Below are 22941 nucleotides of genomic sequence, written 5' to 3' on the forward strand. Positions count from 1 at the left end.
CGGAGGCATACCAACCCGACTTATGACTGCGTCACGCTTGGGCGTGACGCAGTCAGGAAGAGAAAGAATGACAATGACTTATTCGACTGCGGAAAACCGCTACGAAACCATGCCCTACCGCCGCGTCGGACGCAGCGGACTCAAACTCCCCGCCATCTCGCTGGGCCTTTGGCACAACTTCGGCGACGACAAGCGGTTTGATGAGCAGCGCGCTATCCTGCGCCGTGCCTTCGATCTTGGCGTTAATCATTTCGACCTGGCCAACAACTACGGCCCGCCGGATGGATCGGCGGAGACCAACTTCGGGCGCCATCTGAAGGAAGACTTCAAGCCCTATCGCGACGAGCTCGTGATCTCCACCAAGGCCGGCTACTACATGTGGCCCGGCCCGTACGGCGAGTGGGGATCCCGCAAGTACCTGATCTCCAGCCTGGACCAGTCGCTGGAACGCATGGGCCTGGACTACGTGGACATCTTCTACAGCCACCGCCCGGACCCTGAGACTCCCCTTGAAGAGACCATGGGGGCGCTGGACTACGCGGTCCGTTCCGGCAAGGCACTGTACGCCGGTATTTCCTCGTACACTCCGGAGCAAACCATCGAAGCAGCCCGGATCCTCAAGGAACTCGGCACGCCGCTGCTCATCCACCAGCCCAGCTACTCCATGCTGAACCGCTGGACCGAGAACGGTTCGCCGAACCTCTATGAAGCACTGGAACAGGTCGGCGCCGGCTCCATCGCGTTCTCACCGCTCGCCCAAGGGATGCTGACCAACCGCTACCTCAACGGTGTACCGTCCGATTCCCGGGCCGCCAAGGAACGGTTCCTCTCCGAATCCGCGCTGACTGAGCACAAACTGGATCGCGTGCGAAACCTCAACGCTATCGCCGAAGGTCGCGGGCAGACGCTCGCGCAGATGGCCATCGCCTGGATCCTGCGCGACCAGCCGAAGGGCTCGTCGGTTACCTCGGCACTGGTCGGGGCGTCCAGCGTTGCCCAGCTCGAGGACACCCTCAGCGCCATCAACAACCTGAAGTTCACCACGGAGGAACTGACGGCCATCGACGAATTCGCCGTCGAATCAGACATCAACCTGCGGCCCAAGGGTAGCCTGCGCCGATGACCCTTCAGTGACGTGCGGGAACGTCACCGAGGCCCGGCCATCAGGACGTCACACACCGCTGGAACCCCATCCTGGACGTCTTTCGACGAATGTGGCGTCCGCTTCGTCCATGAAGTCCACCCGAGTGAGATCGCCAACGACTGCTGGACCGTGCGCACTCTGGACGGGATCGGCCACCGCGAAGCGTTCGGACCGAACTGGGACCCTCGCACATGATGTGGCAGGGCATTGACCCTGTGTCTATTTTCTGGGACTGCAAGGACACCAAGCTCCGCCCCACCGGCCGCAACACCGTCCTGGGATCCCACCTGCCCTTGGCGACCCACGCCGCGGACCGGACTTCGTCTCCGCCGAACGCGGCGACGTGCCCTGGGAAGCATCCTTCCGCGCCTTATCCGCCATCGGCTTCGACGGCCCCATCAGCATCGAATGGGCAGACGCCGGCATGGAGCGCCTCCACGGCGCCCCCGAAGCCCTCGCCCGACGCACTCGTCGCCCTGAAAAAGTATGACTACCCCGCGTCGCAAACCAGCTTCAACGCCGCCTTCAGCAGCAAGGAATGAGTTCTCAATCTATGGGCGGGCCGGAATGGTTGCGAGTTCCAGCCGGAGTCCGGAGAGTGCTTCCCTGGTGGCCTGACGCGCGTATGTGGCGGCTTCGGTGAACCCCGCCCCCAGCGAAGGGGCCGTGTTCTGAATACTTTCGAAGGCCACGACTCCGTGACCGGCCAGTTCCTCGGCGGTAAGCAGAATGCGCCCGGCGATGGCCACGACGGGTATCCCCCGATCATGACTCCGGTCGGCCACGCCCAACGGCGCCTTGCCAAAGCGCGATTGTTCATCCAGTGAGCCTTCTCCTGTCAGCACTAGGTCTGCCGATTCGATGGCAGCTTGGAGATCGAGCAGTTCGGCCACGAGGTCAAATCCGCGTTCGAGAGTTGCTCCGGTCAACGCCAGAAAGGCAGCGGGGAATCCACCGGCAGCACCGGCCCCGGGTGATTGAACATCCACGCCAGTCGCGGCCCGCAAAAGAGCAGACCAATGCCGCAGCCCCGCATCGAGGTCGTTGCGAACTTGTGAGTCGGCCCCCTTCTGGGCGCCGAAGACGTGGGCGGCTCCGTCAGGCCCGTGCAGTGGATTATTCACGTCTACGGCCAAGCGGATCGGTGTATGGCGTAGCCGGGGGTCGATCCCGGCAATCACGATTGACGCGCCCGAGCCAAGATGGGCCCCTCCCATCGGAATGTCCTTGCCATGTATGTCCAGCACACGCAAGCCCAGGGCGCGGAGTGCCCCGGACCCACCGTCAGTCATTGCCGATCCACCCAACCCAACCACTATCTCGGTTGCCCCTGAGTTGAGTGCCTCCAGTATCAATTCACCTGTGCCGAAGCTATGAGAATCACCGGCAGACTTCGGGGTCGGATCTACATGGGCCAGACCGCTCGCAAGGGCCGATTCGATCACGGCGATTCCGTCGCACATGGCCCATTCCGCTGCTACCGGCTCGCCCATTGGGTTCTGCACCACCGAACGGCATCTAATGCCGCCACGCATCAGAACAGCGTCCAGCGTCCCTTCGCCGCCGTCCGCAACGGGCAGCAACCTCAGGTCGGCCTCCGGCAAGATATCCTTGACACCGGCAGCCATCGCATTCGCTGCCTCACTTCCGGAAAGGGAGCCTTTGAACTTGTCGGGGGCAACGAGTACGCGCACTACGGGTTCCTAACTGGTCGGTCCTTGCAGTCAAGCTGCACTGGTGTTTGTTGCCGCGTGCGGATCGGTACGCACGCAGGGGATGCGAGTCGCGATTATGTGATTCGCCAAGGTCAAAAGTGGAAGCTGCGCCGATAGTCCCGGGGTGAAGAATTCCTAATTTCGCGGAAGCGCCGATTAAAGTTGGAGAGATTCTCGAATCCGCAGTCTGCGGCTACGCTGGCGATGCTCTGGTTTGTGTCCCGCAGCAGGCGGCAAGCAGCGTTCACGCGGATGAGATTCAGGTATCGGATAATGGTGGATCCTGTGGATCGGCGGAACAGTCGGTTCGCCGCGCTTGGCGAGAGATGTCCGGCCGCCGCTATGTCCTCGAGTGTGAGCTTTCGGTAGTAGTCAGACTGCATGAGCCCGATCATTCCGGAAATTCGTTCTGCGGCGGCTCGGCTGATCGCGGGAGAACCGTGATCGCTGGCCAGTTGCTTCGCGTCAGCCCGGGACAGGTCAACCAGCAGTCCCAGCAGGGCAATCGTACGTTCCGCTGGCGCCAATTGCTCAAGCTGTACCAGCGATATGCCGGTGTTGCTGAAACTAAGGCCCCGGCTCGCGCGGTCCAGCATAACGGCGGCCGCGGTAAACTCCGGACCTTCAAAGAAGCCCGGCCCAAGAAAGTCTCGTCGAAACTGAACAACAATAGCCTCGTGAACGGCTGAGCCGGGCTCCGAGACGTAGGTATGTGGCAGATCGGGACCGATCAAAGTCAGGTCACCGGGCTCGTACGCCTCGACGGAGTCCCCGACGATCCTCGTCCCAGCCCCCTGGCAGATATAAGTGAGTTCCAGCTCCGGATGAAAATGCCACCCAGCCTCAAACCGTTGGACATGAATCCTCTGTATACGCCAGCTCAATGAGGAGGACTGAACAATGTGCTCATACGAAGCGAGCAATTCCAGACTCCAATCCTCAGGCCACCTGGCCAGGTCTCGTATTTACACATGCGGCGTCTGAGCAACTACCGAAAGAGCATCCGGGAGTATGGAACGGGGCCGCAGGTCGGGTGAATCCATGTGACCGCGATCCTCGGCCCGCCATCGAGTCCTATCCACACGGCCTGGCGAGCCTGCTGGGCAGGCAAGGTGACCAAGCGCCGAGAAACGGTCGCCATGGCATCAAGAATTTACCTATCAGGTAGTGAGCATTAATTTCAAGCATAAGCCATAGATGTTTTGCTTGCAATAGGCTTAAGTTTTAGCACTTCTGGCCTTAGTGGGCTCCAAGGGAGACGGAAACCACGAGAGGCATCGCCGTTCGGGTAGGGCGGCGCGCCGAAGGGGCCCCTTGGCATCTGGCCCTGAGCTGGCCCGGTTGTCTCGTATTGAGTCATAGCGTGTGATCGGCATGGTGGGCCATTGTTCGGTCGTGGAGTCCCACATTTTCGCTCATTGCCTGAGCCGTGCGAGGCGGTGATGCTGCAACGCTTACAGGCGAAAAACTATGTGATTCTGGTGCTGGTCGCCGCAGTCCATACAGGCAACAAACCGGAGTCCGTCAGAGGCTGCAGCGGATCTTTTCCACGCGAGTCTCTCCGGTACCGACGAGGGGGGATCCCGTACGTTCCGGAAAACCGTCTCGAGAAGTGGTACGGGTTGCTGTAGCCGGCCTGATGCGCTATCTCCTCGATCCGGTACGTGCTGCGCTGCAGTGCAATGGCCGCCTGGCCCAAACGCACACGCTCGAGGGCAGTAATCGGTCCCACCCTGAACTCGTCGCGAAACTCCCTGGACAGATGCCCGACGCTTACCCCCGCGGCTGTGGCTAGTTCCTGGAGCGAAATGATTCGGACCCCTTCGGTCTGCCAGGTCATGCCCACAAAGTCGAGTGCCTGCTGGATCCGCGGGCCCGCAATCCGCGGGCCCGCGGATTCTAAGGGCCCCCGGAGGTAGATGTCGACCAGAAGCTCAACGATTTCATCGCTTCTGCTGCGCGACTCCTCACTGTTCATTCTCGCGAGCGTCAGGAGATACGAACACATCCCGGCCAGCGGATCGTCGGCGCTGAACCTGCGCATAAGGGGCCATTCTGTCGGCGGAGGGGCATCTGCTGACGGCTCGATATCCAAGTGGATGAATGCGTGAGTCGTAGGGGTATGCTCGTCCCATCGATACGATTCGATCGTGCCCGGGCGTGCCAGCGCCAACGTCCCTGGAGCGACGATGTTGTCGTGGCGTCTGGTAATGCCCGCTGAGACGTCCGGCTCGTCGACGGTCCATCGCGCGGAACCAGTCAGCAGCCATACCAGCTCATAGCTTTGCAGGCGTCGCGGGCCAAGGGTGGCTGCCGGAGCATAGCCCGCCGTGCGCGCCGCAGAAGCCGGGTGGACTCTCAGTCGTGAGAACGTCATGCCCAAACAATCTACCCGGCGGATCCCGCGATAACACCCCTGCTGCCCGAACGTCCGACACGGATGCAGCCGCACGAGCATAGTCAGGGCATCCAACGGCACCGGCGGGGATGGCATGGGGCTCTGGGATCTTGGTCGGACAAGAAGCTCCCTGCGGCAATCGCCGCGCCAAATCACTGAGGATTCAACCGGCCGGCGATTTAGTACCAGAACTGGCCGAGAACAGCGTGGCTCCTGACAGCCAGCTCATCCAAGCTGGAATCATGACAACCACCAAGACCCAGAGTCTGAACGCACCCTACACACTGTCGCCAAGCCACCTTCAGGATTTCAACGATCAAGGATTCATCCGTCTTCCCGAAGTCTTGGATCCGGAAACAGTGTCCAGCTTCGAACCGGAGATCACCTCGAAAGTCCGGGAGCTCAACACCCAACACCTCCCCCTGGAAGAGCGCGACACCTACAACAAGGCCTTCCTGCAGGTCTCCAATCTGTGGACCCACAGCGAAAAGGTCCGCGAGTTTGTGTTCTCAGCCCGCCTGGCCAAAATCGCCGCCGACCTCCTCGGCGTCAAAAGTGTCCGGCTCTACCACGATCAAGCCCTGTATAAGGAATCCGGCGGAGGCATCACCCCGTGGCACGCCGACCAATACTATTGGCCCGTCTCAAGCGACCGCACCGTCACGGTGTGGATCCCCCTCCAAGCGACCCCGCTCGAAATGGGACCCCTCTCGTTCGCTACGGGGAGCCACGAATTTGAATTCGGACGGAACCTGCCCATCAGCGACGAATCCGAGCAGCAGCTGAAAAAAACGCTCGCTGAGCAGAACTATCCCCTGGATGAAGAACCTTACGACATCGGTGACGTCAGCTACCATCTCGGCTGGACCTTCCATCGCGCCGGAGCTAACCGATCCGGTCAACCAAGGGCAGTCATCACCATGATCTACATGGATGCAGACATCGAGGTCACAGAACCGACGAATGCGGCCCAAAAGAAGGATCTGGACCAATGGATGCCGGGCACGAGCATTGGCACGGTCCCCGCCGGACCAATAAACCCGATTCTGTGGACTCCGTAGACATCAGCTGGTGCTACATATTCCATGCAAAGCCCCGTGGTCAGCAGATCACGGGGCTTTGCATTGGTGCCGCGGCCCGGCAAGTTCATGGTCTGCGTTCCGTAATTGTCATGATCAGATATTTTCTGAAAGGATCTGACATTCTTCCCGGCTTATCTACGTGCCATGCTCGATGGGAACACGATTGATCAGAAAGGGAATCATGTCCACTCCGCTAACCGACCATTCACCCGCAATGCACGATTCGATCACGAGCGACTTCGTTGCCCAGTACCGAAAAAACGGTTTCGCCATCCTCAGGAACGCCCTCAGCACGACGGAGGTGACCGCCATCAACGAGGAAGCCCTACGCATCTGCCGGGACGGTTTCGGCGACTCGCCGGAGATACGGGGAGTCTCGGATGCTGAGATGTTGCGCAAGTTCCTGTGCATCCACTACCCGCACAAACTCTCCGACCTTGCGCTGGCGGCCATGAAGCACCCCACGATCGTTAAGGCGCTCGAGGGAGTCATCGGTCCGAATGTGAAGGCGATGCAGTCAATGCTGTTCATCAAGTCGGAAGGCAAACCAGGTCAGGCTTGGCATCAGGACGAACACTTCATCCCCACCCGGGACCGCTCCCTGACAGCAGCATGGATTGCGCTCGACGACGCGACGGTCGAAAACGGCTGTCTCTGGGTGCTCCCGGGATCCCATCAGCGTGGCGTGCTCTACCCGGATCGAAAGCAAGACGACCCACGATTCGATTGCAGTACGGAGGCGTTCGATTTCCCCTACTCCGACAATGACGCGATTCCTGTGCAGATCCCGGCTGGGGCGGCACTCATCTTCAATGGATACCTGCTTCACCGCTCGCTGGAAAACTCTGGCAAGCACGGATACCGGCGCGCCCTGGTCAACCACTACATGAGCGCCGAGTCGCTCCTGCCATGGAAAAAGCCCCAAGGCGAGTACTTCGGGGAATACGACTACCGCGACATCGTCCTCGTTGCAGGCGACGACCCGTACGCACACAAAGGACTTGTCGACGAGTCAAAAGCATATTCCCGTGCCGAGAAAGACGGTGGCTGCGATCGATAGAGCACCCGCTGTCGCTGAAACTCAGCCACAGGAAACGCCCACGATGGATACCAGCCAAATCTCGAAGGGAGACAGCCTGCCCGCCGTCACCATCGGCAACCGTGGCTACGCATGGGACGACATCCCTGTCGATGACGTGCACGAACGGGCCTGGGCGCACCCCGGCATCACGTCCGGCCTCGACGGAACGCTGTACCTGACTGACGCATCGGGATCCCACCTGGTCACCATCAGCCCCGGAAACGCCATCGCAAGAGTCCCCATCGACACGACCGAATGCCACGGTCTTGCCCTCGACCCGCGAGGAGGGATCTGGATAGTCGACAACGGGCAAAAAGCAGTTCCTCATGGAGCAAACTACAAGGCTGTGACCAACGGGGGCCGAACCGCACGATTCGCCTTCAGCGGGGAGATCCTGCAGGTCCTCGAATGCCCGGACGGTCTGCCCTGGAGCCCTACCAGCGTGGCAGTGCACAATGATGGAAACGACGCCGATGCACGAGTCTGGGTTGCTGACGGCTACGGGCGAGGCCTGGTTCATTGCTTTACACAGTACGGAAAGCTTCTATGGACCTCAGACGGCCGCGAAAGCGGCACCCCGTTTGTGACGCCGCACGCAATCATCGTCGATACCCGCTCCACCCCGCCGCGGCTCCTCGTCGCCGATCGCGGGAATCACCGCGTTGTCGCCCTTTCCTTGGACGGTAAAATCCTCGGTACCTTCGGACAGGAGGAGCTCACCAGTCCGTCTGGGTTCGCCATCAACGGCAATCACCTGCTGGTAACAGAGCTCTACGGCCGGCTCGCCGTATTCGATAGGACTGATGCACTCACCGGCACAGTGGGCAACATCCTCGAAGAGCGGCCGGCAGGGTGGCCAAACTCAATCGTGGAGGGCATCACGTCCAGACCCCCCGTTGTGCACGGCACCTTCAGGAGTCCACACGGCATCACAACAACAGCAAAGGGCGACATCATCATCACCGAATGGTTCATCGGCGGCAGGATCACCCGCCTATCGCCGACTACGACCGAGACCGACCCCGCCTAACATCACACCGCCGTTTGTTCGAGGCCCGAAAAGTTTCATACCAAGTCTCGGACGTGTCTGGCATTCAGAATCACAGCGGTGTCAGCGCTGGTCGAAAAGTGAGCCGTTTCGTGGGTTGAAAAGTGAGCCACGTTGACGTTGGCTATTCTGCCGTATTTCCTGGTCTTGTCGAGGGCAGCGAGTCCGCCGGCGCGTGTTTGAGCCGGTAGCTGGAGCCTTTGAGGGTGATGACTTCGGCGTGGTGGACGATGCGGTCGATCATGGCTGAGGCGACGACCTGGTCACCGAACACGTCGCCCCAGCGTATTGAAGTTCCCACATGTTCGAGGTCAGGATCAGCGAGGCGTGCTCGTAGCGTGAGGAGACGAGCTGGAAGAACAGGTTCGCGGCGTCCTGTTCAAACGGGATGTAGCCGACCTCATCAATCTATGCGGACATCCGCATAGGTCGACCTATGCCGAGCCCGCGACTATGCCGAGGCTTCGCGGCAGCGGCCGTTGGCACTTGGTTTTCCTCGAAGAGGTCAGCCGCGGCGTATCGGCATAGTTTCTCGGGAGGAGCCTGTTCATGGGAGCAACCGTGCTTCCGTGAAGGAGGCGAAGTGCAGTGTCGGGAACGAGAAGGAAAGCTGGCCATCTTTGGCCGCACATCGAGGGTTACCGGGAGTGGTTGACGCGGCGGGGTTACACGCCGGGCACGGTCCGGAACATGCTGAAGGATTTGGGGCAGGTTGGCCTGTGGCTGTCTGCGGAACGGCTGAGGATCGAGGATCTGAACGAGGAACGGATGTCCTTGTTCCAGTCTGCCCGGCGAGGGGTTGGCCGGAGCAGGAGCCCACGTCCCCGCGCTTTGGTTCCGCTGATGAGCTACCTGCGGGAGGCAGGCGCCGTCCCTCAAAGAGCGCCGGCGGTGACGGTATTGGGTTCGCTTCTGGCGTCGTATCGGTTATGGATGGTGGAGGAGCGTGGCTTGGCGGCGACCACTGTGCTGCGTTAGGAGAACACTGCCCGGCGTTTCCTTGAGGAGTCCTCGGCCGGTGGCGTACTCGCTCCGGGGCTCTGACCGGGGCGGATGTTAATGCGTTTCTGCTGCGGGAATTCGCCCGGGTGTCGGCTGGATCGGCGAAGGGCCGCGTGGCCGAGCTGCGTTCGGTTCTTCGGTTTCTCTATCTGCGGGGCATCACCGGGTTGGAGCTGGGGGCGTCAGTTCCTCCGGTGGGTGGGTGGCGTTTCGCGAATCTGCCGCAACCGGGGATGTCCGCGGCGGATGTGCAACTTCTTCTCGACAGCTTTGACCGCAGCACGATGGTCGATGTCAGGGACTTTGCGATAGTGATGCTGGTGTCGCGGCTGGGGTTAAGATCCATCGAGGTCGCCAGGATGGAACTGCGTGATATTGATTGGCGGTCCGGGGAACTCCTGGTCCGGGGAAAGGCGCGCCGGCAAGACCGGTTGCCGTTACCGTCAGAGGTCGGCGAAGCCTTGGTAGCCTATCTGTCCTCTGGTCGGAATCCTGTAGATGCCGTGAACGTGTTCCTGACCTGCCGGGCTCCGCGGGGACCGATCCGTGCCGACTTGGTTGGCGACGTTGTTCAGCGGGCCTGCAAACGTGCAGGCCTGCCCAACGTTGGAGCTCACGGGCTGCGGCGCGCCCACGCCGGTGAACTGCTCCGCCACGGCGCCGGCCTGGTGGCGATCAGTCAGGTCCTTCGCCATCAGGATCTGGCCACGACCGCCCTCTATGCCAAGGTTGACCTGGTCGCGCTGCGCCAGGTTGCCCAGCCGTGGCCGGGGGCCGTGCGGTGAGTGCGCTGGAGCAGGATCTCGCGGACTACCTGCAACTGCGCCGTTCGCTCGGACACGAAATGGCCGAGGCCCGATGGCTGCTGCCAGGCTTCGTGGCTTATCTCGACGGTCTCGGAGCGTCCACCGTGACGATTCAGGCGGCGCTGGAATGGGCGCAGCAATCGCCGACAGGCCACGTGACGACCGCGGGGCCGCGGCGGATGACGGCAGCACGGGGGTTCGCCCGCTACCTGGCCGGCATTTACCCCGGGACGGAGATCCCGCCGTTGGGTCTGATGCCGCACCGGCAGCGATGGCGCCAGCCGTTCATCTACTCCGCCGCCGACATCGAGGCGTTGATGGGCCAGGCACGCATCTCGATTACTCCACCTCTTCGGGCAGCGACTTACGAGACTCTGGTCGGGCTCCTTGCGGCCGGTGGTTTGCGGATTGGTGAGGCAATCAAGCTAGACCGCAGTGACATCGGCTGGTCCGAGGGTCTGCTGCTGATCCGCGAATCCAAGTTCGGCAAATCCAGGCTGGTTCCACTTCACAGCACTGCCATGCAGGCACTGAGCGCATACGCCCAACTCCGCGACGAGCTCGAACCCCGACCTGAGGAGCCAAGCTTCTTCGTGTCCCAGACCCACAGACGCCTCTGCTACGTGGTCGTCTGCCAGACATTCCGGCAGTTGGTCAATGCCGCAGGTGTCGGGGCCGGGGCACCTTCTGCGCCCAGGCTTCACGATCTGCGCCATGCTTTCGCGGTCCGCACCCTGCTCAGCTGGTATCGTACCGGCGAGGACGTGCAGGCGAAGCTTCCATGGCTGTCGACCTACCTGGGGCACCGCGAACCGGCATCCACCTACTGGTATCTCTCCGCCGCACCGGAGCTGCTGTCCCTTGCAGCGTCACGCCAGAATACCGGCTGGTCGGCGGTGCGCTCATGACGCTGATCGCACCGACACTGCAGATGTTTTTTACCGACAGGCGTGCCCAACAGCGCCAAGCCAGCCCGCGGACCGTCGCAGTGAGGTGTGTCAAGGATCTGACACACCTCACCCTCGGCCTCAAAGGGGATTCAACGCCAGTCGTCGCTGCCGCGGAACGGCATATGTTCTCCGTCGTTGAACCGGGGTAGAGCGAGGTACTCGTTCACACCGTCTACGGGTCGGCCACGCAGCAGGAATGGCGATGCGGCCTCCGGCTTCATAATTCTCGTCGACGTTGGGATGTATCGGATGGTGAGCCCTCGGCGCCATCTGTCTGAGGTGTTGGCGTTCGAACCGTGGACGCTGTTGGGGTGGTGCACGGACACCCCGCCTGGCTGCAGGATCAAGTCAACGGGCTGCGCGTCGTCGAGTTGTGCGTCGATGATCTGGCTCCGCAGCACGCTGTTGGTGTCATCCGATTCTTTCATCCCGGACAGTTCCCTGTGATGGCTCTTGGGGATCACGCGGAGGCAGCCATTTCCGGAATCAGACTCGCTGACCGCAAGCCATAGGCTCACCACGTTCATGGGCTCAAGCGGCCAGAACGCGCCGTCTTGGTGCCACTGCACAGCTTGACCGGTCCTGGGTGGCTTACAGATGTAGTGCGTGGCGAACAACGCGATGTCGGGTCCGATGAATTGTTCGGCGATGTCCAGAAGCCGGTTGTCGGAGACCAGCCGAAGCCAGAAGGGGTCGTTGCGTGAGAGTTTGTGTCCTAGTTGCTCCGGTCGAAGGTCGGGGTGCTTGTCCAGCAGCCAATCGACATGGCTGTCGGCTTCGGCGATGAGGTCTTGGTCGAGTACGTCGGGGAAGGTCACGTATCCTTCCCGGTCATAATGATCGCGGGTATTTGGCCCAGTGGTGACGGTCATGGGTTCCTCCAGTAGCTAGTTGATAGTACTAGCCTGTATGTTTTTTAATGACATTTATTCATCCAAAGGAGCTTTTTCTTGTCCCTGAATGACATTGAACCGAAAATGTTGCATCTCGCCGACTACATCTCGGGAGAGGAGAGCCACAACGTCGGGCGCAGACGCGCCACCGGCGCTTTTAGGGGCACCCTTCATACCCACGATTTCGCAGAACTGTTTTGGGTCGAGGACGGGTCGCTCACTCACCTGATCAATGGTGAGAGCCAAGTACTTACAGAAGGCGATGTGGTGTTCATCCGGCCAGCCGACACGCACACGTTCCGTCCGATCCTCGGCAGGGAGTTCAGCACGGTCAGTGTGGCGTTCCCGGCAGAGACGCTGCACTTCCTCGAACAACGCTATTTTTCCGGCACCCCATGGCCATGGTCGGGCACACCACTTCCCAGCACACACCATCTCGGCCGACTTCAGCTAGCCCGCCTCAGCGAGCTTCTCGTCAGCAACCCCTCCAGCCGTCTGCTGCTTGAACAAGCCCTTCTCGAACTGCTGTACGACGTGGCCGAACCGGCGGGTAAAACACTCCCGTTGTGGCTCAGGACCGCTATTGATCAAGTCGCCGATGACCCGATCGCTCTCAGTCGCGGGGCCCCCGCACTCGCGCAGCTGGCCTGTCGTAGCCGTGAACACGTCAACAGAATCCTGCGGGAACAGACCGGAAGGACCACCACAGAAACGTTGAACGAACTGCGTCTGACCCGCGCCGCAAATGAACTGCGAATGACTGATCGTTCGATAGCCACAGTCGCCGCGGAATGCGGGCTCGGCAACCTCAGTCACTTCTATCGGCTATTCGCCGCCCGATTCGGGACGACTCCCCGCAGGTACCGGATCAGACATGCGGCTCTCATCCCCGGCAGCCAGCGCAGCAACGGGTAGCAGTCCAACCGAAGCGAAGGGTCGGGAGGGTAGTTGTCCAGTACCTGCTCGGCCCAGGAGCCATCGTCGATCGAGAGCGGTCCTGTCTTTGGCGGTGAAGTTGCCGAGCACAAGCATTTCGATCCCTGGCAGAGAGCGGCAGAATGCGTAGACGTGTCGGCGTGGCGTAGTTCGATCACTCGCCGGTAGAAGGTGAACACAGACTCTGGGTCGTTGACCTGGGCGGCGGCGTTGATGTCGTTGGGGTTGACCGCGATCCAGGGCGAGCCGGTGCTGAAGCCTGCGTGGCGGGCGGCATCCCATTGGACCGGTGTGCGGGCGTTGTCGGCTCTTCGCGCTTCGTGGTGAAAAGCGGGTTCGTGCCGTAGCAATGTAGGAGCTCGTGGCCCTGCTGGCATCGAGCGGCTCGAGGACTCGGGTGCCTTAACATCTCCCACGCGGTCGAGCGCTATTCGGACTCAATCATCTATTCGGACTCAATCATCCAGTGAGGCTTCGCCTCTGACCGCCGAAGTGGTTGGTTGGCTGCCGCTGATGCATCTCGGCCAGCAGGCGCGCGTCGCGTTTGTCTGGTTTGGCCTTGTCGCCCGGGGCTCGCAACAGTTTCGAGGACGCCGCCACCACGCAGTCAATGCCGCCCGCCGCCAGGTACCGGGCCAGCACATACCCGGTCGGAGAGCTTCTGTCATGCGCTCGGCCTCGGCGACCGTGTTGGCCAGCGGTTTCTCACACAAGACGTGCTTGCCGGCCTCCAGCGCGGCGACGGCTATGTCCGCATGCGTATTGCCCGGGGTGCAGATGTCGATCAGGTCGATGTCCTCCCGTTCGATCAGCTCCCGCCAGTCGGTGTGCACCGAATCCCATCCCAGCTAGTGCGCGGCGGCGCGGGCGGACGCCCCTTTCCGGCCGGCCGGCCGGCGCGGTCAGCTGCGGGGCGAGGGGGAGATCGAAGAAACCGCGGGGCGGTCCGCCACGCGTGGGAGTGGGCGGCCCCCATGAAGGAGTTGCCCACCAGGCCCACCCGCAGTGGTTTCTGTGCTGTCATATGGCAAGTCCTTTTCAGAGGGCCTCTTTAGGGCAGGCGGCTGGTTTCCGCGGACAGGGCGGCCCTGACGGAGGGCCAGGACTTCAAGACCTCCAGGACACCGGGGTTGCGCTCCGTGAGGAGGCATTCCTGGTAGGAGTCCTCCAGTAGCGTGTCCAGGGAGACGCGGCTGCGGGTGGAGGCACTGAGCATGGCGGCTTCCACCATTGCCAGGCTCATGATGTTCTCGTGCACCTGCCCCATCGGCGTGTTCCCGGTGCGGATGGCCTGCACGAAGTCCCGCAGGGCGCCGGCGATTTTCAGTTCCGGATCCTCGCTGTCCGCAAAGGCTGGAGTCCCCGTTGAGTCCAGGGTGGGTTCGTTGTCGCCGTCCCAAAGGACCTTGCCGTGCTCGCCGCTGATCCGCCAAGCCGCGTTCCACGAGGACTCTTTGCCCGGACTGCACCAACTGCCCGTGAAGATGAACAGTTCGCCGCCTGACATCTCGAAGATTGCTGTCGCCCCGGTACCAGCTCCTGGTCGGGTTGTACTCCTCACAGAAGACGGAGACGGGATCCGCGTTCAGCAGGAGCCGGGCCATGTCGAACTGGTGGATGGCCATGTCGAGCAGCAGGGGGTGGGCCCATTGCGTCACGGAAGCCGCCGAAGTGCGGGGCCTTGAAGAAATTCGCCGTGACGATTCCGGTCTCGCCGAGAGAAGAGGCGAGCCGTTTGGCTGCAAAGAGGTGGCGGTTGTTCCGGCGGGACTGGCTGACCATAATAAGCTGTCCGGTGAGTTCCGACGCAGCGGCCCGGGACAGTCCCTGGGCCACTGTGGAGGCCATCGGCTTTTCACCCAATACCGGAAGGCCGGCAGTGAGTGCCTCGGTGGTGACCGGGTGGTGAGCGGCCGGGACGGTGACGTTGATGACGGCCTGGGCTCCGACGTTGGCCGCCAGCCGGGCGGTACTGCTGTTGACAGGCAGCTCCGACGCCCCACTTTGGCTGCCCCGGCTTGTGCTGCGTCAAGATCGAGGTCAACGATGCCCGCCAGTTCAACCAGGGGCGACTGTTCCACGGTCTTCAGCCAGGCGCCCCATGCTGCCGGTGCCGACGACGACGACACGCAGCGGGGTGTTGTCGGCGGGGACTGTTGCGAAACTGGCTCTCATACCTTGGCCCCCCGGTAGCCCTTGCCGTTGAAAAAGTCGTTGGTCTCGTAACGCAGGAGCTCCGGGTAAGCCCGTTCCGGCCTGTCGGTGACCGCCCATTAGACGGCATTGGCGATCACCCGCCGGACGTCCTTGTGATGGTAGACAGGGTAGGCCTGGTCACCTGGACTGAAGAAGAAAACCTTTCCGTGTCCGCGGCGGAAGGTGCAATCCCGAGCGAAAGATTTCGCCGCCGCTGAAGGAATTGATGAAGACCAGTTCTTCGGGGGCGGGGATGTCGAAGAACTCGCCGTACATCTCCTGCTGGTCGATGATGATGGGATGCGGTATACCCTTGGCTATGGGGTGCGTGGGATCAACGGTCCAGACAAGTTCGCGGTCCTGCTCGGACCTCCACCGGTGCGTGCACGAGGTGCCCATCAGCTTGGTGAAGATCTTGGACCAGTGGCCGGAATGCAGCACGATCAGACCCATGCCTGAGAGCACATGGCGATGCACGCGCTCAACGATTTCATCATCGACATCGGCGTGGGACATGTGCCCCCACCACGTCAGCACGTCGGTTGCTGCCAGCACTTCCTCCGACAGACCGTGTTCGGGCTCGTCGAGAGTCGCTACGCGGACATCGACCCTGCCGCCCAGGTTCTCCTCGATTCCCCTTTACGGCCCCGCGCATCCGTGCGGGTAGAGGCGCGCGTCACCACTTTTCACTCCATACGGTGACGCGGATCGGCGTCGCTCGGGCATTCGGGGCGCTGATATGTGTCATGGTTTTTCCCTGAAATGGTTGAACGGTATTCGGTACGGTGCAACTTGACGGCCCCGGAACGAGGACAAGGGTGTTGGGAGTCACTTTGGAGGTCGATGGTGGAGAGGAAGAGGGGCTGGAGCTCGGCAAGGGCACTAGAGGTTTTGGAACGCCTCCTGGTAACCGCCTTTCCGGGCGGGCCATGGGTTCTTGGCACGGCGCGGTTCAGTCGCGTGCCGCTGCAGTCAGTACTGTCCGAGCGACAGGCCTTTCGAGAAGTACCGCTGAGAGACGACGAAGAGGACAGTCGTCGGAATCGAGACGAGGAGAGCCGCCGTGAGGACAACTGTGTAGCTTTCGCCGCCGCCGCCTTGGGTCGCCTGGAGGCCGGCCAGAACCGGCATCACGTTGCGGGTCTCAGGGCCTTGGGTCAGCACCAGGCCCAGCAGAAGATCATTCCAGACCCACGTCGCCTGCAGGATGAATACCACCGCGAGGGCGCTGGAAGACATCGGCAGGTAGATCCGGGTGAAGATCCGCCAGGCGCCGGCGCCGTCCACCACGGCGGCCTCGAAGACGGAGTCCGCTATGCCTGAGAAGAAGTTCCTCATAACGAACGCCGAGAACGGCAAGCACACTACTGAGTAGACGAAAATCATGCCGGCGGACGTGTTGTACAGGCCCACCCTGGAATAGGTGTCAAACAGTGGGATAACCATCATCTGAAGCGGAAAAACCGATCCGATGTAGATGACAAAGAACCACAAAAACCCGTTACGCAGCCTTAGGACGATCACGGCGAATCCCACCGCTGCGCCCAGAATGACAGCGATGAGAGGACCGGTAATGCTGTACAGGGCCGTGTTCGCCAGGCTCTGGGGAATCTCCGTCTTGGTGAAGACTCGGACGAGGTTGTCTCCCAGATCGAGGATGTTGCCGGGCAGCCAGAGTGTGTCGCCGGAGTAATCGGAGCTCGACTTCGCCGCGTTGGTAATCAGCAGATAGACCGGAAGGAGCCACAGGAGTCCGAGTACGGCCAGGACCGTGATCCGAAGGATTCGGGTAATCATTATTTGCTCCTCCGGGGGGTCGTGTCGCCAAGGCTGAGCTGGCGACGCAGATAGATGACCGAGGCAGCCACGGTAACAAGACTCAGGAACATGGCGACGGCGGCGCCAAGTCCGTAGTCGCTGTTAACGAATGTCTCCCGGTACATGGTGAGGGCCAGAGTTTCTGAGGCGCGGGCCGGCCCGCCCTGGGTCATCGACTGGACGATGTCGAAGGTCTTGAGGCCGCCGACGATGGCCAGACCGACCACTACCGTCGTGGACGGAGCGAGCAGCGGCCACACAATGTGACGGAACATCTTCCACCCTGTTGCCCCATCGAGGCGCGCGGCCTCGAACGGCTCCTGCGGAATGGACTGCAGCCCCACCGTGAAGATCAAGGCATTCACGCCCACCCCATGCCATGCTGAGGCTATGACCATGACGATCGTGTTCAAGGGCGCGTCCTGCAGCCAGCGGAGCTCGGAACCGGGGAGATGGAGGAACTGGAGCGCCTGGGTCAGGGCGCCATCGGTGCCCAGCATGAAGCTCCAGACCACGCCGACGGCAACACCGGACAGGGCAAACGGCACGAGGAAGGGAAGGCGCAGCCAGGCGCCGCCCTTCAGGCCGAAGGCCAGGTAGGCCACCAGAAGCCCCAGGCCCACGGGTAGGACTATGCTTCCAACCACCCAAATGAGGGTGTTTCCCAACGAGACCAGGAAGATCGGCTCACTGAACATCTTGACGTAATTCGTCATGCCGATGAAGCCGGGACTTCCCAGTCCGTTGTATTTGGTGAAACTCAGGTAGAGCGTGTACACCACAGGCAGGTGCAGCACGATGATCGCCAGGGCCAGGCCCGGAGCGATGAAGCTCCGCGCCTGGCCCTGGTAGTTCGTTGAACTTTGTCTCTTCATGGTCGGTTATTTACCGGCCCAGTAGGACTTTGCCGCTGTATCGATCGCCGTGAGGTACTTCATGGGGTCCCCCCGGTGAGTCAGGAACGCACTGAACTGCTCAAGCGCCACCGTCCGGATCGGAACCGGAGTCGCCTCGTAATAGCGCAGGTAGAACGTGAATTCTCCGGAGTTCAACTCCTTGCCCAGCTTGTCCATCTCCGGATTCGGAGCAGCCGCCTTGGGGTTGAACGGGAGGTTGCCTTGCTGTGCCACCCAGGCGGACTGACCCTGCGGCGACATCCACCACTCGGCATACTTGAGGCCGAGTTCCTTCTGCGGCGAAGATTCTGCTGTACAAGCCGGCGCCGTTTCGATCGCCACCGGGGTTTTCCCATTGGGCTTAATGGCCGGGATCGTGAAGGTGCCGAAGTCAGAACCTATCTTCATGCCACCAAGGGCGGCGTCAGCGGTCCACCAAGTCCCGAAGGGGGCCATCGCCACCTTGCCGTCCCGCATTTGATCCTTAGCGAAGTCCTTCTGGCTGGCATCGTTGAAGAGCCCCTGCTCCTGCATTTCAAGCCACTTGTTCATCACGTCCACGATGCGGGGATCCGTGTAGGAAGCCTTGCCCTTGGCCAGGTCCTGGTACAGTGCGAGATCCGTGCCGGCCAGGAGCGTCTGGAACCAAACAAAAGACCACACGTTGGTCTGGTTCCAGAAGGGCACTTCGCCCTTCTGCTTCAACGTCGAGGCGACCTGCATGAGTTCATCCCAGGTTTTGGGAGTGCTCAATCCGTGCTTGTCGAAGATTTTCTTGTTGTAGAACATGACCCAGTCATCCACTGTGATCGGCGTGCAGTACTGCTTACCATCAACGGTGTAGAGATCCCGGACCGATTCGGCTACATGCCCTTTCGAGACGGCATCACTCCAAATATTGGTGGTCTCGGCAAGCACATTCTGGTCCACGAGTTCCTTAAGTCCGCCTCCGACCTGCCAGGTGAATAGGCCCGGGCTCTCTTTAGTCCGGAACGACTGTTTTATGAAGGCGAGGTAGGCTTCCCCGGAGTACTGGGTACTCTTCAGCGAGATATCGATTTCCTTTTCCGATACCTTGGAGAAGGAGTTGAAGTCCCAAGGCTTGTTGGCCCGGAAGTTAAGTTCGCCGGTGGTTGGCTGGCTGGACGGGGTGGATCCTCCACACGCCGTGACACTGAGTGCAGTCGCCAGCACGGCAGCTGCAACCCCGAGCATTTTGCGGGTATTCATACGAAACTCCTTTGTCGCGTTTCCACGCGCATGAACGGAAGCGCCGACACGCCGGCGCACGAGCAGGCTCCATGGAGCAGCCCTACTTGATAACGTTACCAATTGGTCCAAGTTAGCATGTGATGCGGACCACTGGCAACGGGCTGCCAAGAGTATCCCAGAATTTGCGGCGTAAGCACTGGCGACGGCCCGGGGCTTTACAGCGATGGTTGGTAACGTTACCGTTACTGCAGCTGAAACCTTCCTAAGTGCGTTGAACGCTGACGTGCGACTGGGCAGCCCGCCCCACCTAATTCAGGTGTCGGCGCAAGCCCTCGTTCTCGGGGGCCATCCAATGATCCAAAGGAGCATCGAGACATGACCACCACTGAATTCGGAACCGAGCGGAAGCTGGAAACCCGTGTCCGCAGCCTGCTCGAACAACATTGGGACGACGACCGCGGATTCTGCGTTCCGAATCCCTCGACCTATCCGCATCTGTGGCTATGGGACTCGTGCTTCCATGCAATCGTTTGGGCGCACCTCGGCGATACCCGGGCGCTCAAGGAGCTTGACGCGGTCCTTGAAGGGCAATTGGAGCAGGGCATGGTGCCCCACATGCTGTACGGGGCGCAGCCCTCGAAGACGTGGCTCGGCCCTTTGTCCAAGACATCTTCCCTCACCCAGCCACCCATGTTCGGCCATGCAGCAAGGGTCCTAGCCGACAGGGGCCTTCGCCCGTCCGATGCCACACTGGCGCGGGCCAGGAAGGGGATGGATTGGCTTTGGGAACACCGACGCACGGAGGACGGTCTCATCTACGTCGTGCATCCCTGGGAGGCGGGCAATGATCACGGTCAGCGCTTCGACGACTGGGGAGCGCCGGGCAGGACGCCGGACAATTACAGCCGCCCGGCGAGGTCTAAGTGGAACACGGACCGTGTGCGGGACATCACCTTCGCCGAGGACGGCGCCGGCCAGTGGTCCTCGACCTTCGTCTCCTGCCCTGCGGCCTTCAATGCGTACGTTTCCTTCAACATGACGGAGCTCGCCACGCTCCTTGGCGATGAGGAGATGGCCGAGCGCGCGCGCCTCATCAGCAAGGCTATGGACGACCATTTGTGGGATGAAGAAGAACAGCTGTGGTCAGATCTTGCCGTGGTCGGCGGCGGACCGTCCGTGCGGATTCCGATCAGCGACGGCGTGATGGGCGCGCTGGTCACCTTGGACCGGGCCAAGGCCGAGGCTGCCCTGGCGCAACTCGAGGATCCGGAACGATTCGGTGCCCCGTACGGGCCTGCGAACGTGGTCCGCACCCACCCATCCTATGACCCGGGAACATACTGGCGGGGACCGGCATGGCCGCCGCTGAATTACCTCTTCTGGCTCGCCCAGCGGCGCTGGGACATGAAGGATGCGGCATCAAGGATGGCCCGCCAGACATTGGACGGGGCAAATGCCAGCGGCTGGGCAGAATACTGGAATCCTGAGACCGGAGAGGGGCTGGGCGCCGCTCCGCAGTCTTGGACCGGCCTCGCCTTTGCGATGGTGAACCAGCCCAGCGACGCGTGACCGCACGGGGTTTCGGCTTCGACTCCGGGCGCCTGCCAGGCTGTTAGCCTGGCGTCAGTAGCGGTGGATAGCCACGGGAATCTGAATTCTGCGGGGGCCGGCTGCTTGGGAACCGGTCAGCCGGTCAAAGAGCAGTCGGGCCGCCTGTATGCCCAGCTCTTTTGGGTCGTGGGACATGACAATCAGCGGTATCTGGAGGAGGTCGGCGAGCTCCACGTCGTCGAAACACGCCAAAGCCGGAACATCAGCCGCACCGTGCTCGCTTCGGTATTCGCAGATGGCCCTTAGTGCACCAACCGTGGTGCGGTTGTTGGCTGAGAAAAAAGCAGTGGGTGAATTCGGCGCGGACAGCAGGCCGAGTACTTCACTGCGGGCACTTTCGGAGTTACGGCAGGGGATGAGCATTTCTTCCACCGGGACGATTCCCGCCGCCGCGAGTGCGTCGCAGAACCCTTCATACCGGCGGCGGGTAGTGGAGATGCCGGCAGTGTCGCCGAGGAAAGCGATCCTTGTGTGGCCGTCCGTAAGCAGTTCCTCGGTTCCGGCACGCGCGCCCTCGATGTCGTCGACCAGCACGGTATCCGCGGCCAGTCCGTCGATGGTGCGGGATGCCAGCACGAGTGGAATCCCGGACAGGCGGCCTTCGTCCGGGAGCTCAAGGCCGTTGCCGGCCGGGACTAGGATGAGACCCTCGATCTGGCGGCCGGCAAAGTCAGCAATCAGTTCGCGCTCTCGCCCGGGATCCTCGCTCGTGTTTCCGACGACGATCTGGCGGCCGTAGCCGGTCGCAACTTCCTCGACGCCGAGGGCAAACTGGCCATAGTAGGGGTTCCCAAGATTTGTTACGGCTATGCCCACCAGCCCTGTGGGCCGGCCAAGACGGGTGTTCCGGGCACTGTCGTTCCTTCGGTATCCGAGCGCCTCCACCGCCTTCTTAACGCGCTCCTGCACCTCCGGCCGCACACTGAGCCCGCCGGACATGGTCCTGGAAACCGTCATGGGGCTTACTCCGGCCATAGCTGCTACATCCCGGACTGTAGGCGCCGAGGAGGTTCTAGTGCTGGTCATGGGCGTTCCAGGAGCCTTTCGTGCCGCTCCGGTACATCAACCGGACCCGGAATTTGATTTGTATCAACTGTACCAACAGCGAGAGTGTCTGATTATTTGTGCAGGATATTTAGTCGCTGGATGATTGGAGAATCGTTGTGGCTTTTGATGGGCTGACGTCCCAGATGGATTCGGGGCACTCGGACGTCGATGGCAAGGTCGGTGTCATCCAGCAGGTGATCAACGCTTCGCTGGAGCACTGGCTGCACTCCGAGCTTTCCGGGCATCTGGACTATGACAAGATCGTATTCGAAGGCGCTGGTTACGTCTGCCGGCGACGTAGATCTGGCAGTCCAGCGGGACGGCGATGGCGTTCACCCCTCATCTGGTGCCCAAGGTGACGCGCCGGATCCGCGGGTTGGACGACATGATCATCAGCCTTTACGTCGAAGGGATGACGGTCCGCGACATCGCCCATCTGGAATCGACCCTTGACACAGGGCTGTCCGCCGAGGCGATCATCACCAAGGTCCGCGACGGACACCAGGTCCAGAACTGGGCAGCGCTCATCGCGGTGGGCGTGGACATGGACATGGACACGGACGGCCTACAGCATGTGCTGGGCATCTGGGGCGAGGCAGCCGAAGGAGCGAAGTTCAGGACTGGGATGTGCGCGGAACCCGCCAACCGCGGACTCAAGGACATCCTCAGTGTCTGCTGCGACGGGTTGACCGGCTCTCCCGAGGCCATCTCGGCGACCTGGCCGGCCGCGACGGCCCGGGCGTGTGTCGTGTACCTGATCCGCGTCTCGATGCGGTTCACTGGATTACAGGGACCACAAGAAGTCCACAGTAGCCCTGCGGCCGGTCGATGCCGCCCCGACGGCCGGTGCTGCGCAGGACGCGCTCGACGGCTTCGAAGCCGCCGATCTGGGACGCAAGTACCCTGCGACTTGCGGGCCTGGCGGAACAGCTGGGCAAGGTTCATCCCGTTCCTGGCCTTCCGGCCCCCGGTCAGGCGCGTCGTTTACACCGCCAGCGCCATCGAGTCGCTGAACTACCAGCTCCGCAAGTTCATCAAGAACCGCGGGCGTTTCGCCACCGACCAGGCGCCGTGAATCTGCTCCGGCCGGCGTTCTGCAACGTCGA

The 22941-nt window shown here is 61.6% G+C and carries 20 protein-coding genes and 4 pseudogenes; 11 read left to right on the forward strand and 13 right to left on the reverse strand.

What is annotated here, in order from left to right; genetic code table 11:
• Positions 1–73 precede the first annotated feature (73 nt).
• Together mgrA and MUN23_RS22110 are read left to right on the forward strand one after the other, a co-directional pair.
• On the forward strand, positions 74–1123 hold the full coding sequence (gene mgrA / locus MUN23_RS22105) for an L-glyceraldehyde 3-phosphate reductase (RefSeq protein WP_248761182.1): 1050 nt from the start codon (positions 74–76) through the stop codon (positions 1121–1123).
• A 35-nt stretch (positions 1124–1158) separates the two neighbouring features.
• A pseudogene (locus MUN23_RS22110) lies at positions 1159–1686 on the forward strand (sugar phosphate isomerase/epimerase family protein); the annotation flags it as partial.
• A gap of 9 nt (positions 1687–1695) precedes the next feature.
• Here MUN23_RS22110 and MUN23_RS22115 read toward each other — a convergent pair.
• The 3 genes from MUN23_RS22115 to MUN23_RS22125 form a co-directional block, all read right to left on the reverse strand.
• Positions 1696–2838 (reverse strand): glycerate kinase, encoded by a 1143-nt coding sequence (locus MUN23_RS22115; protein WP_248761183.1) that lies wholly within the window; start codon positions 2836–2838, stop codon positions 1696–1698.
• A 113-nt stretch (positions 2839–2951) separates the two neighbouring features.
• Entirely contained in the window at positions 2952–3782 is an 831-nt protein-coding gene (locus tag MUN23_RS22120; protein ID WP_248761184.1) for an AraC family transcriptional regulator, read from the reverse strand.
• Positions 3783–4327: 545 nt separating this feature from the next.
• Positions 4328–5236: an AraC family transcriptional regulator gene (locus MUN23_RS22125; RefSeq protein ID WP_248761186.1), complete on the reverse strand. Its 909-nt coding sequence runs from the start codon at positions 5234–5236 to the stop codon at positions 4328–4330.
• 263 nt (positions 5237–5499) lie between these two features.
• Here MUN23_RS22125 and MUN23_RS22130 point away from each other — a divergent pair, with 263 nt between their 5' ends.
• From MUN23_RS22130 to MUN23_RS22140, 3 genes are all read left to right on the forward strand, one after another.
• Positions 5500–6318: a phytanoyl-CoA dioxygenase family protein gene (locus tag MUN23_RS22130; RefSeq protein ID WP_248761188.1), complete on the forward strand. Its 819-nt coding sequence runs from the start codon at positions 5500–5502 to the stop codon at positions 6316–6318.
• 202 nt (positions 6319–6520) lie between these two features.
• Positions 6521–7399: a phytanoyl-CoA dioxygenase family protein gene (locus tag MUN23_RS22135; RefSeq protein ID WP_248761190.1), complete on the forward strand. Its 879-nt coding sequence runs from the start codon at positions 6521–6523 to the stop codon at positions 7397–7399.
• A gap of 43 nt (positions 7400–7442) precedes the next feature.
• Positions 7443–8450 (forward strand): hypothetical protein, encoded by a 1008-nt coding sequence (locus MUN23_RS22140; RefSeq protein WP_248761192.1) that lies wholly within the window; start codon positions 7443–7445, stop codon positions 8448–8450.
• Positions 8451–8592: 142 nt separating this feature from the next.
• Here MUN23_RS22140 and MUN23_RS22145 read toward each other — a convergent pair.
• Positions 8593–8876 (reverse strand): annotated as a pseudogene (locus MUN23_RS22145) (ATP-binding protein); the annotation flags it as partial.
• A gap of 282 nt (positions 8877–9158) precedes the next feature.
• Here MUN23_RS22145 and MUN23_RS22150 point away from each other — a divergent pair.
• The 3 genes from MUN23_RS22150 to MUN23_RS22160 all read left to right on the forward strand — a co-directional run bounded on the left by MUN23_RS22150 (position 9159) and on the right by MUN23_RS22160 (position 11184).
• Positions 9159–9446: a hypothetical protein gene (locus MUN23_RS22150; protein ID WP_248761194.1), complete on the forward strand. Its 288-nt coding sequence runs from the start codon at positions 9159–9161 to the stop codon at positions 9444–9446.
• 137 nt (positions 9447–9583) lie between these two features.
• Positions 9584–10255 carry a tyrosine-type recombinase/integrase gene (locus MUN23_RS22155; protein WP_248761196.1) on the forward strand — a complete coding sequence of 224 codons (672 nt, stop codon included), beginning with the start codon at positions 9584–9586 and terminating at the stop codon, positions 10253–10255.
• A complete protein-coding gene (locus tag MUN23_RS22160) occupies positions 10252–11184 on the forward strand; it encodes a tyrosine-type recombinase/integrase (RefSeq protein WP_248761197.1) in 933 nt (310 codons plus the stop codon). Before MUN23_RS22155 ends, MUN23_RS22160 begins: the two co-directional genes overlap by 4 nt.
• Positions 11185–11315: 131 nt before the next feature.
• On the opposite strand, the gene MUN23_RS22165 is transcribed toward MUN23_RS22160, so the two are convergent.
• Positions 11316–12098, reverse strand: coding sequence for a phytanoyl-CoA dioxygenase family protein (locus MUN23_RS22165; protein WP_248761199.1), 783 nt, complete (start codon positions 12096–12098; stop codon positions 11316–11318).
• Positions 12099–12176: 78 nt separating this feature from the next.
• Here MUN23_RS22165 and MUN23_RS22170 point away from each other — a divergent pair, with 78 nt between their 5' ends.
• The gene (locus MUN23_RS22170) at positions 12177–13034 is read left to right on the forward strand and encodes an AraC family transcriptional regulator (RefSeq protein WP_248761201.1); all 858 of its coding nucleotides are present in this window, start codon (positions 12177–12179) and stop codon (positions 13032–13034) included.
• 677 nt (positions 13035–13711) lie between these two features.
• Here the strand turns inward: MUN23_RS22170 and MUN23_RS22175 are convergent.
• From MUN23_RS22175 to MUN23_RS22205, 7 genes and pseudogenes are all read right to left on the reverse strand, one after another.
• Positions 13712–14079 (reverse strand): annotated as a pseudogene (locus tag MUN23_RS22175) (Gfo/Idh/MocA family protein); the annotation flags it as partial.
• Between the two features lie 27 nt (positions 14080–14106).
• Positions 14107–14562: a hypothetical protein gene (locus tag MUN23_RS22180; RefSeq protein WP_248761203.1), complete on the reverse strand. Its 456-nt coding sequence runs from the start codon at positions 14560–14562 to the stop codon at positions 14107–14109.
• Between the two features lie 50 nt (positions 14563–14612).
• On the reverse strand, positions 14613–15044 hold the full coding sequence (locus MUN23_RS22185; RefSeq protein ID WP_371876050.1) for a Gfo/Idh/MocA family oxidoreductase: 432 nt from the start codon (positions 15042–15044) through the stop codon (positions 14613–14615).
• A gap of 182 nt (positions 15045–15226) precedes the next feature.
• Positions 15227–15999 (reverse strand): annotated as a pseudogene (locus MUN23_RS22190) (ThuA domain-containing protein).
• A gap of 224 nt (positions 16000–16223) precedes the next feature.
• Positions 16224–17048, reverse strand: a complete 825-nt coding sequence (locus MUN23_RS22195) for a carbohydrate ABC transporter permease (protein WP_248761204.1) — start codon at positions 17046–17048, stop codon at positions 16224–16226.
• Positions 17048–17944, reverse strand: a complete 897-nt coding sequence (locus MUN23_RS22200) for a carbohydrate ABC transporter permease (RefSeq protein ID WP_248761206.1) — start codon at positions 17942–17944, stop codon at positions 17048–17050. The genes MUN23_RS22195 and MUN23_RS22200 overlap by 1 nt, the downstream gene beginning before the upstream one ends.
• A gap of 6 nt (positions 17945–17950) precedes the next feature.
• The gene (locus tag MUN23_RS22205; protein ID WP_248761207.1) at positions 17951–19306 is read right to left on the reverse strand and encodes an ABC transporter substrate-binding protein; all 1356 of its coding nucleotides are present in this window, start codon (positions 19304–19306) and stop codon (positions 17951–17953) included.
• 246 nt (positions 19307–19552) lie between these two features.
• Here MUN23_RS22205 and MUN23_RS22210 point away from each other — a divergent pair, with 246 nt between their 5' ends.
• Positions 19553–20746: a trehalase family glycosidase gene (locus MUN23_RS22210; RefSeq protein ID WP_248761208.1), complete on the forward strand. Its 1194-nt coding sequence runs from the start codon at positions 19553–19555 to the stop codon at positions 20744–20746.
• A 54-nt stretch (positions 20747–20800) separates the two neighbouring features.
• Here MUN23_RS22210 and MUN23_RS22215 read toward each other — a convergent pair whose 3' ends face one another.
• On the reverse strand, positions 20801–21814 hold the full coding sequence (locus tag MUN23_RS22215; RefSeq protein WP_256468672.1) for a LacI family DNA-binding transcriptional regulator: 1014 nt from the start codon (positions 21812–21814) through the stop codon (positions 20801–20803).
• A gap of 346 nt (positions 21815–22160) precedes the next feature.
• On the opposite strand from MUN23_RS22215, the gene MUN23_RS22220 reads away from it, so the two are divergent.
• Complete coding sequence (locus MUN23_RS22220; RefSeq protein WP_248761210.1) at positions 22161–22910, forward strand: transposase; 750 nt, start codon at positions 22161–22163, stop codon at positions 22908–22910.
• The last annotated feature ends 31 nt before the right edge of the window (positions 22911–22941 follow it).

The sequence above is a fragment of the Pseudarthrobacter sp. SSS035 genome (assembly GCF_023273875.1).
Lineage (GTDB): Bacteria > Actinomycetota > Actinomycetes > Actinomycetales > Micrococcaceae > Arthrobacter.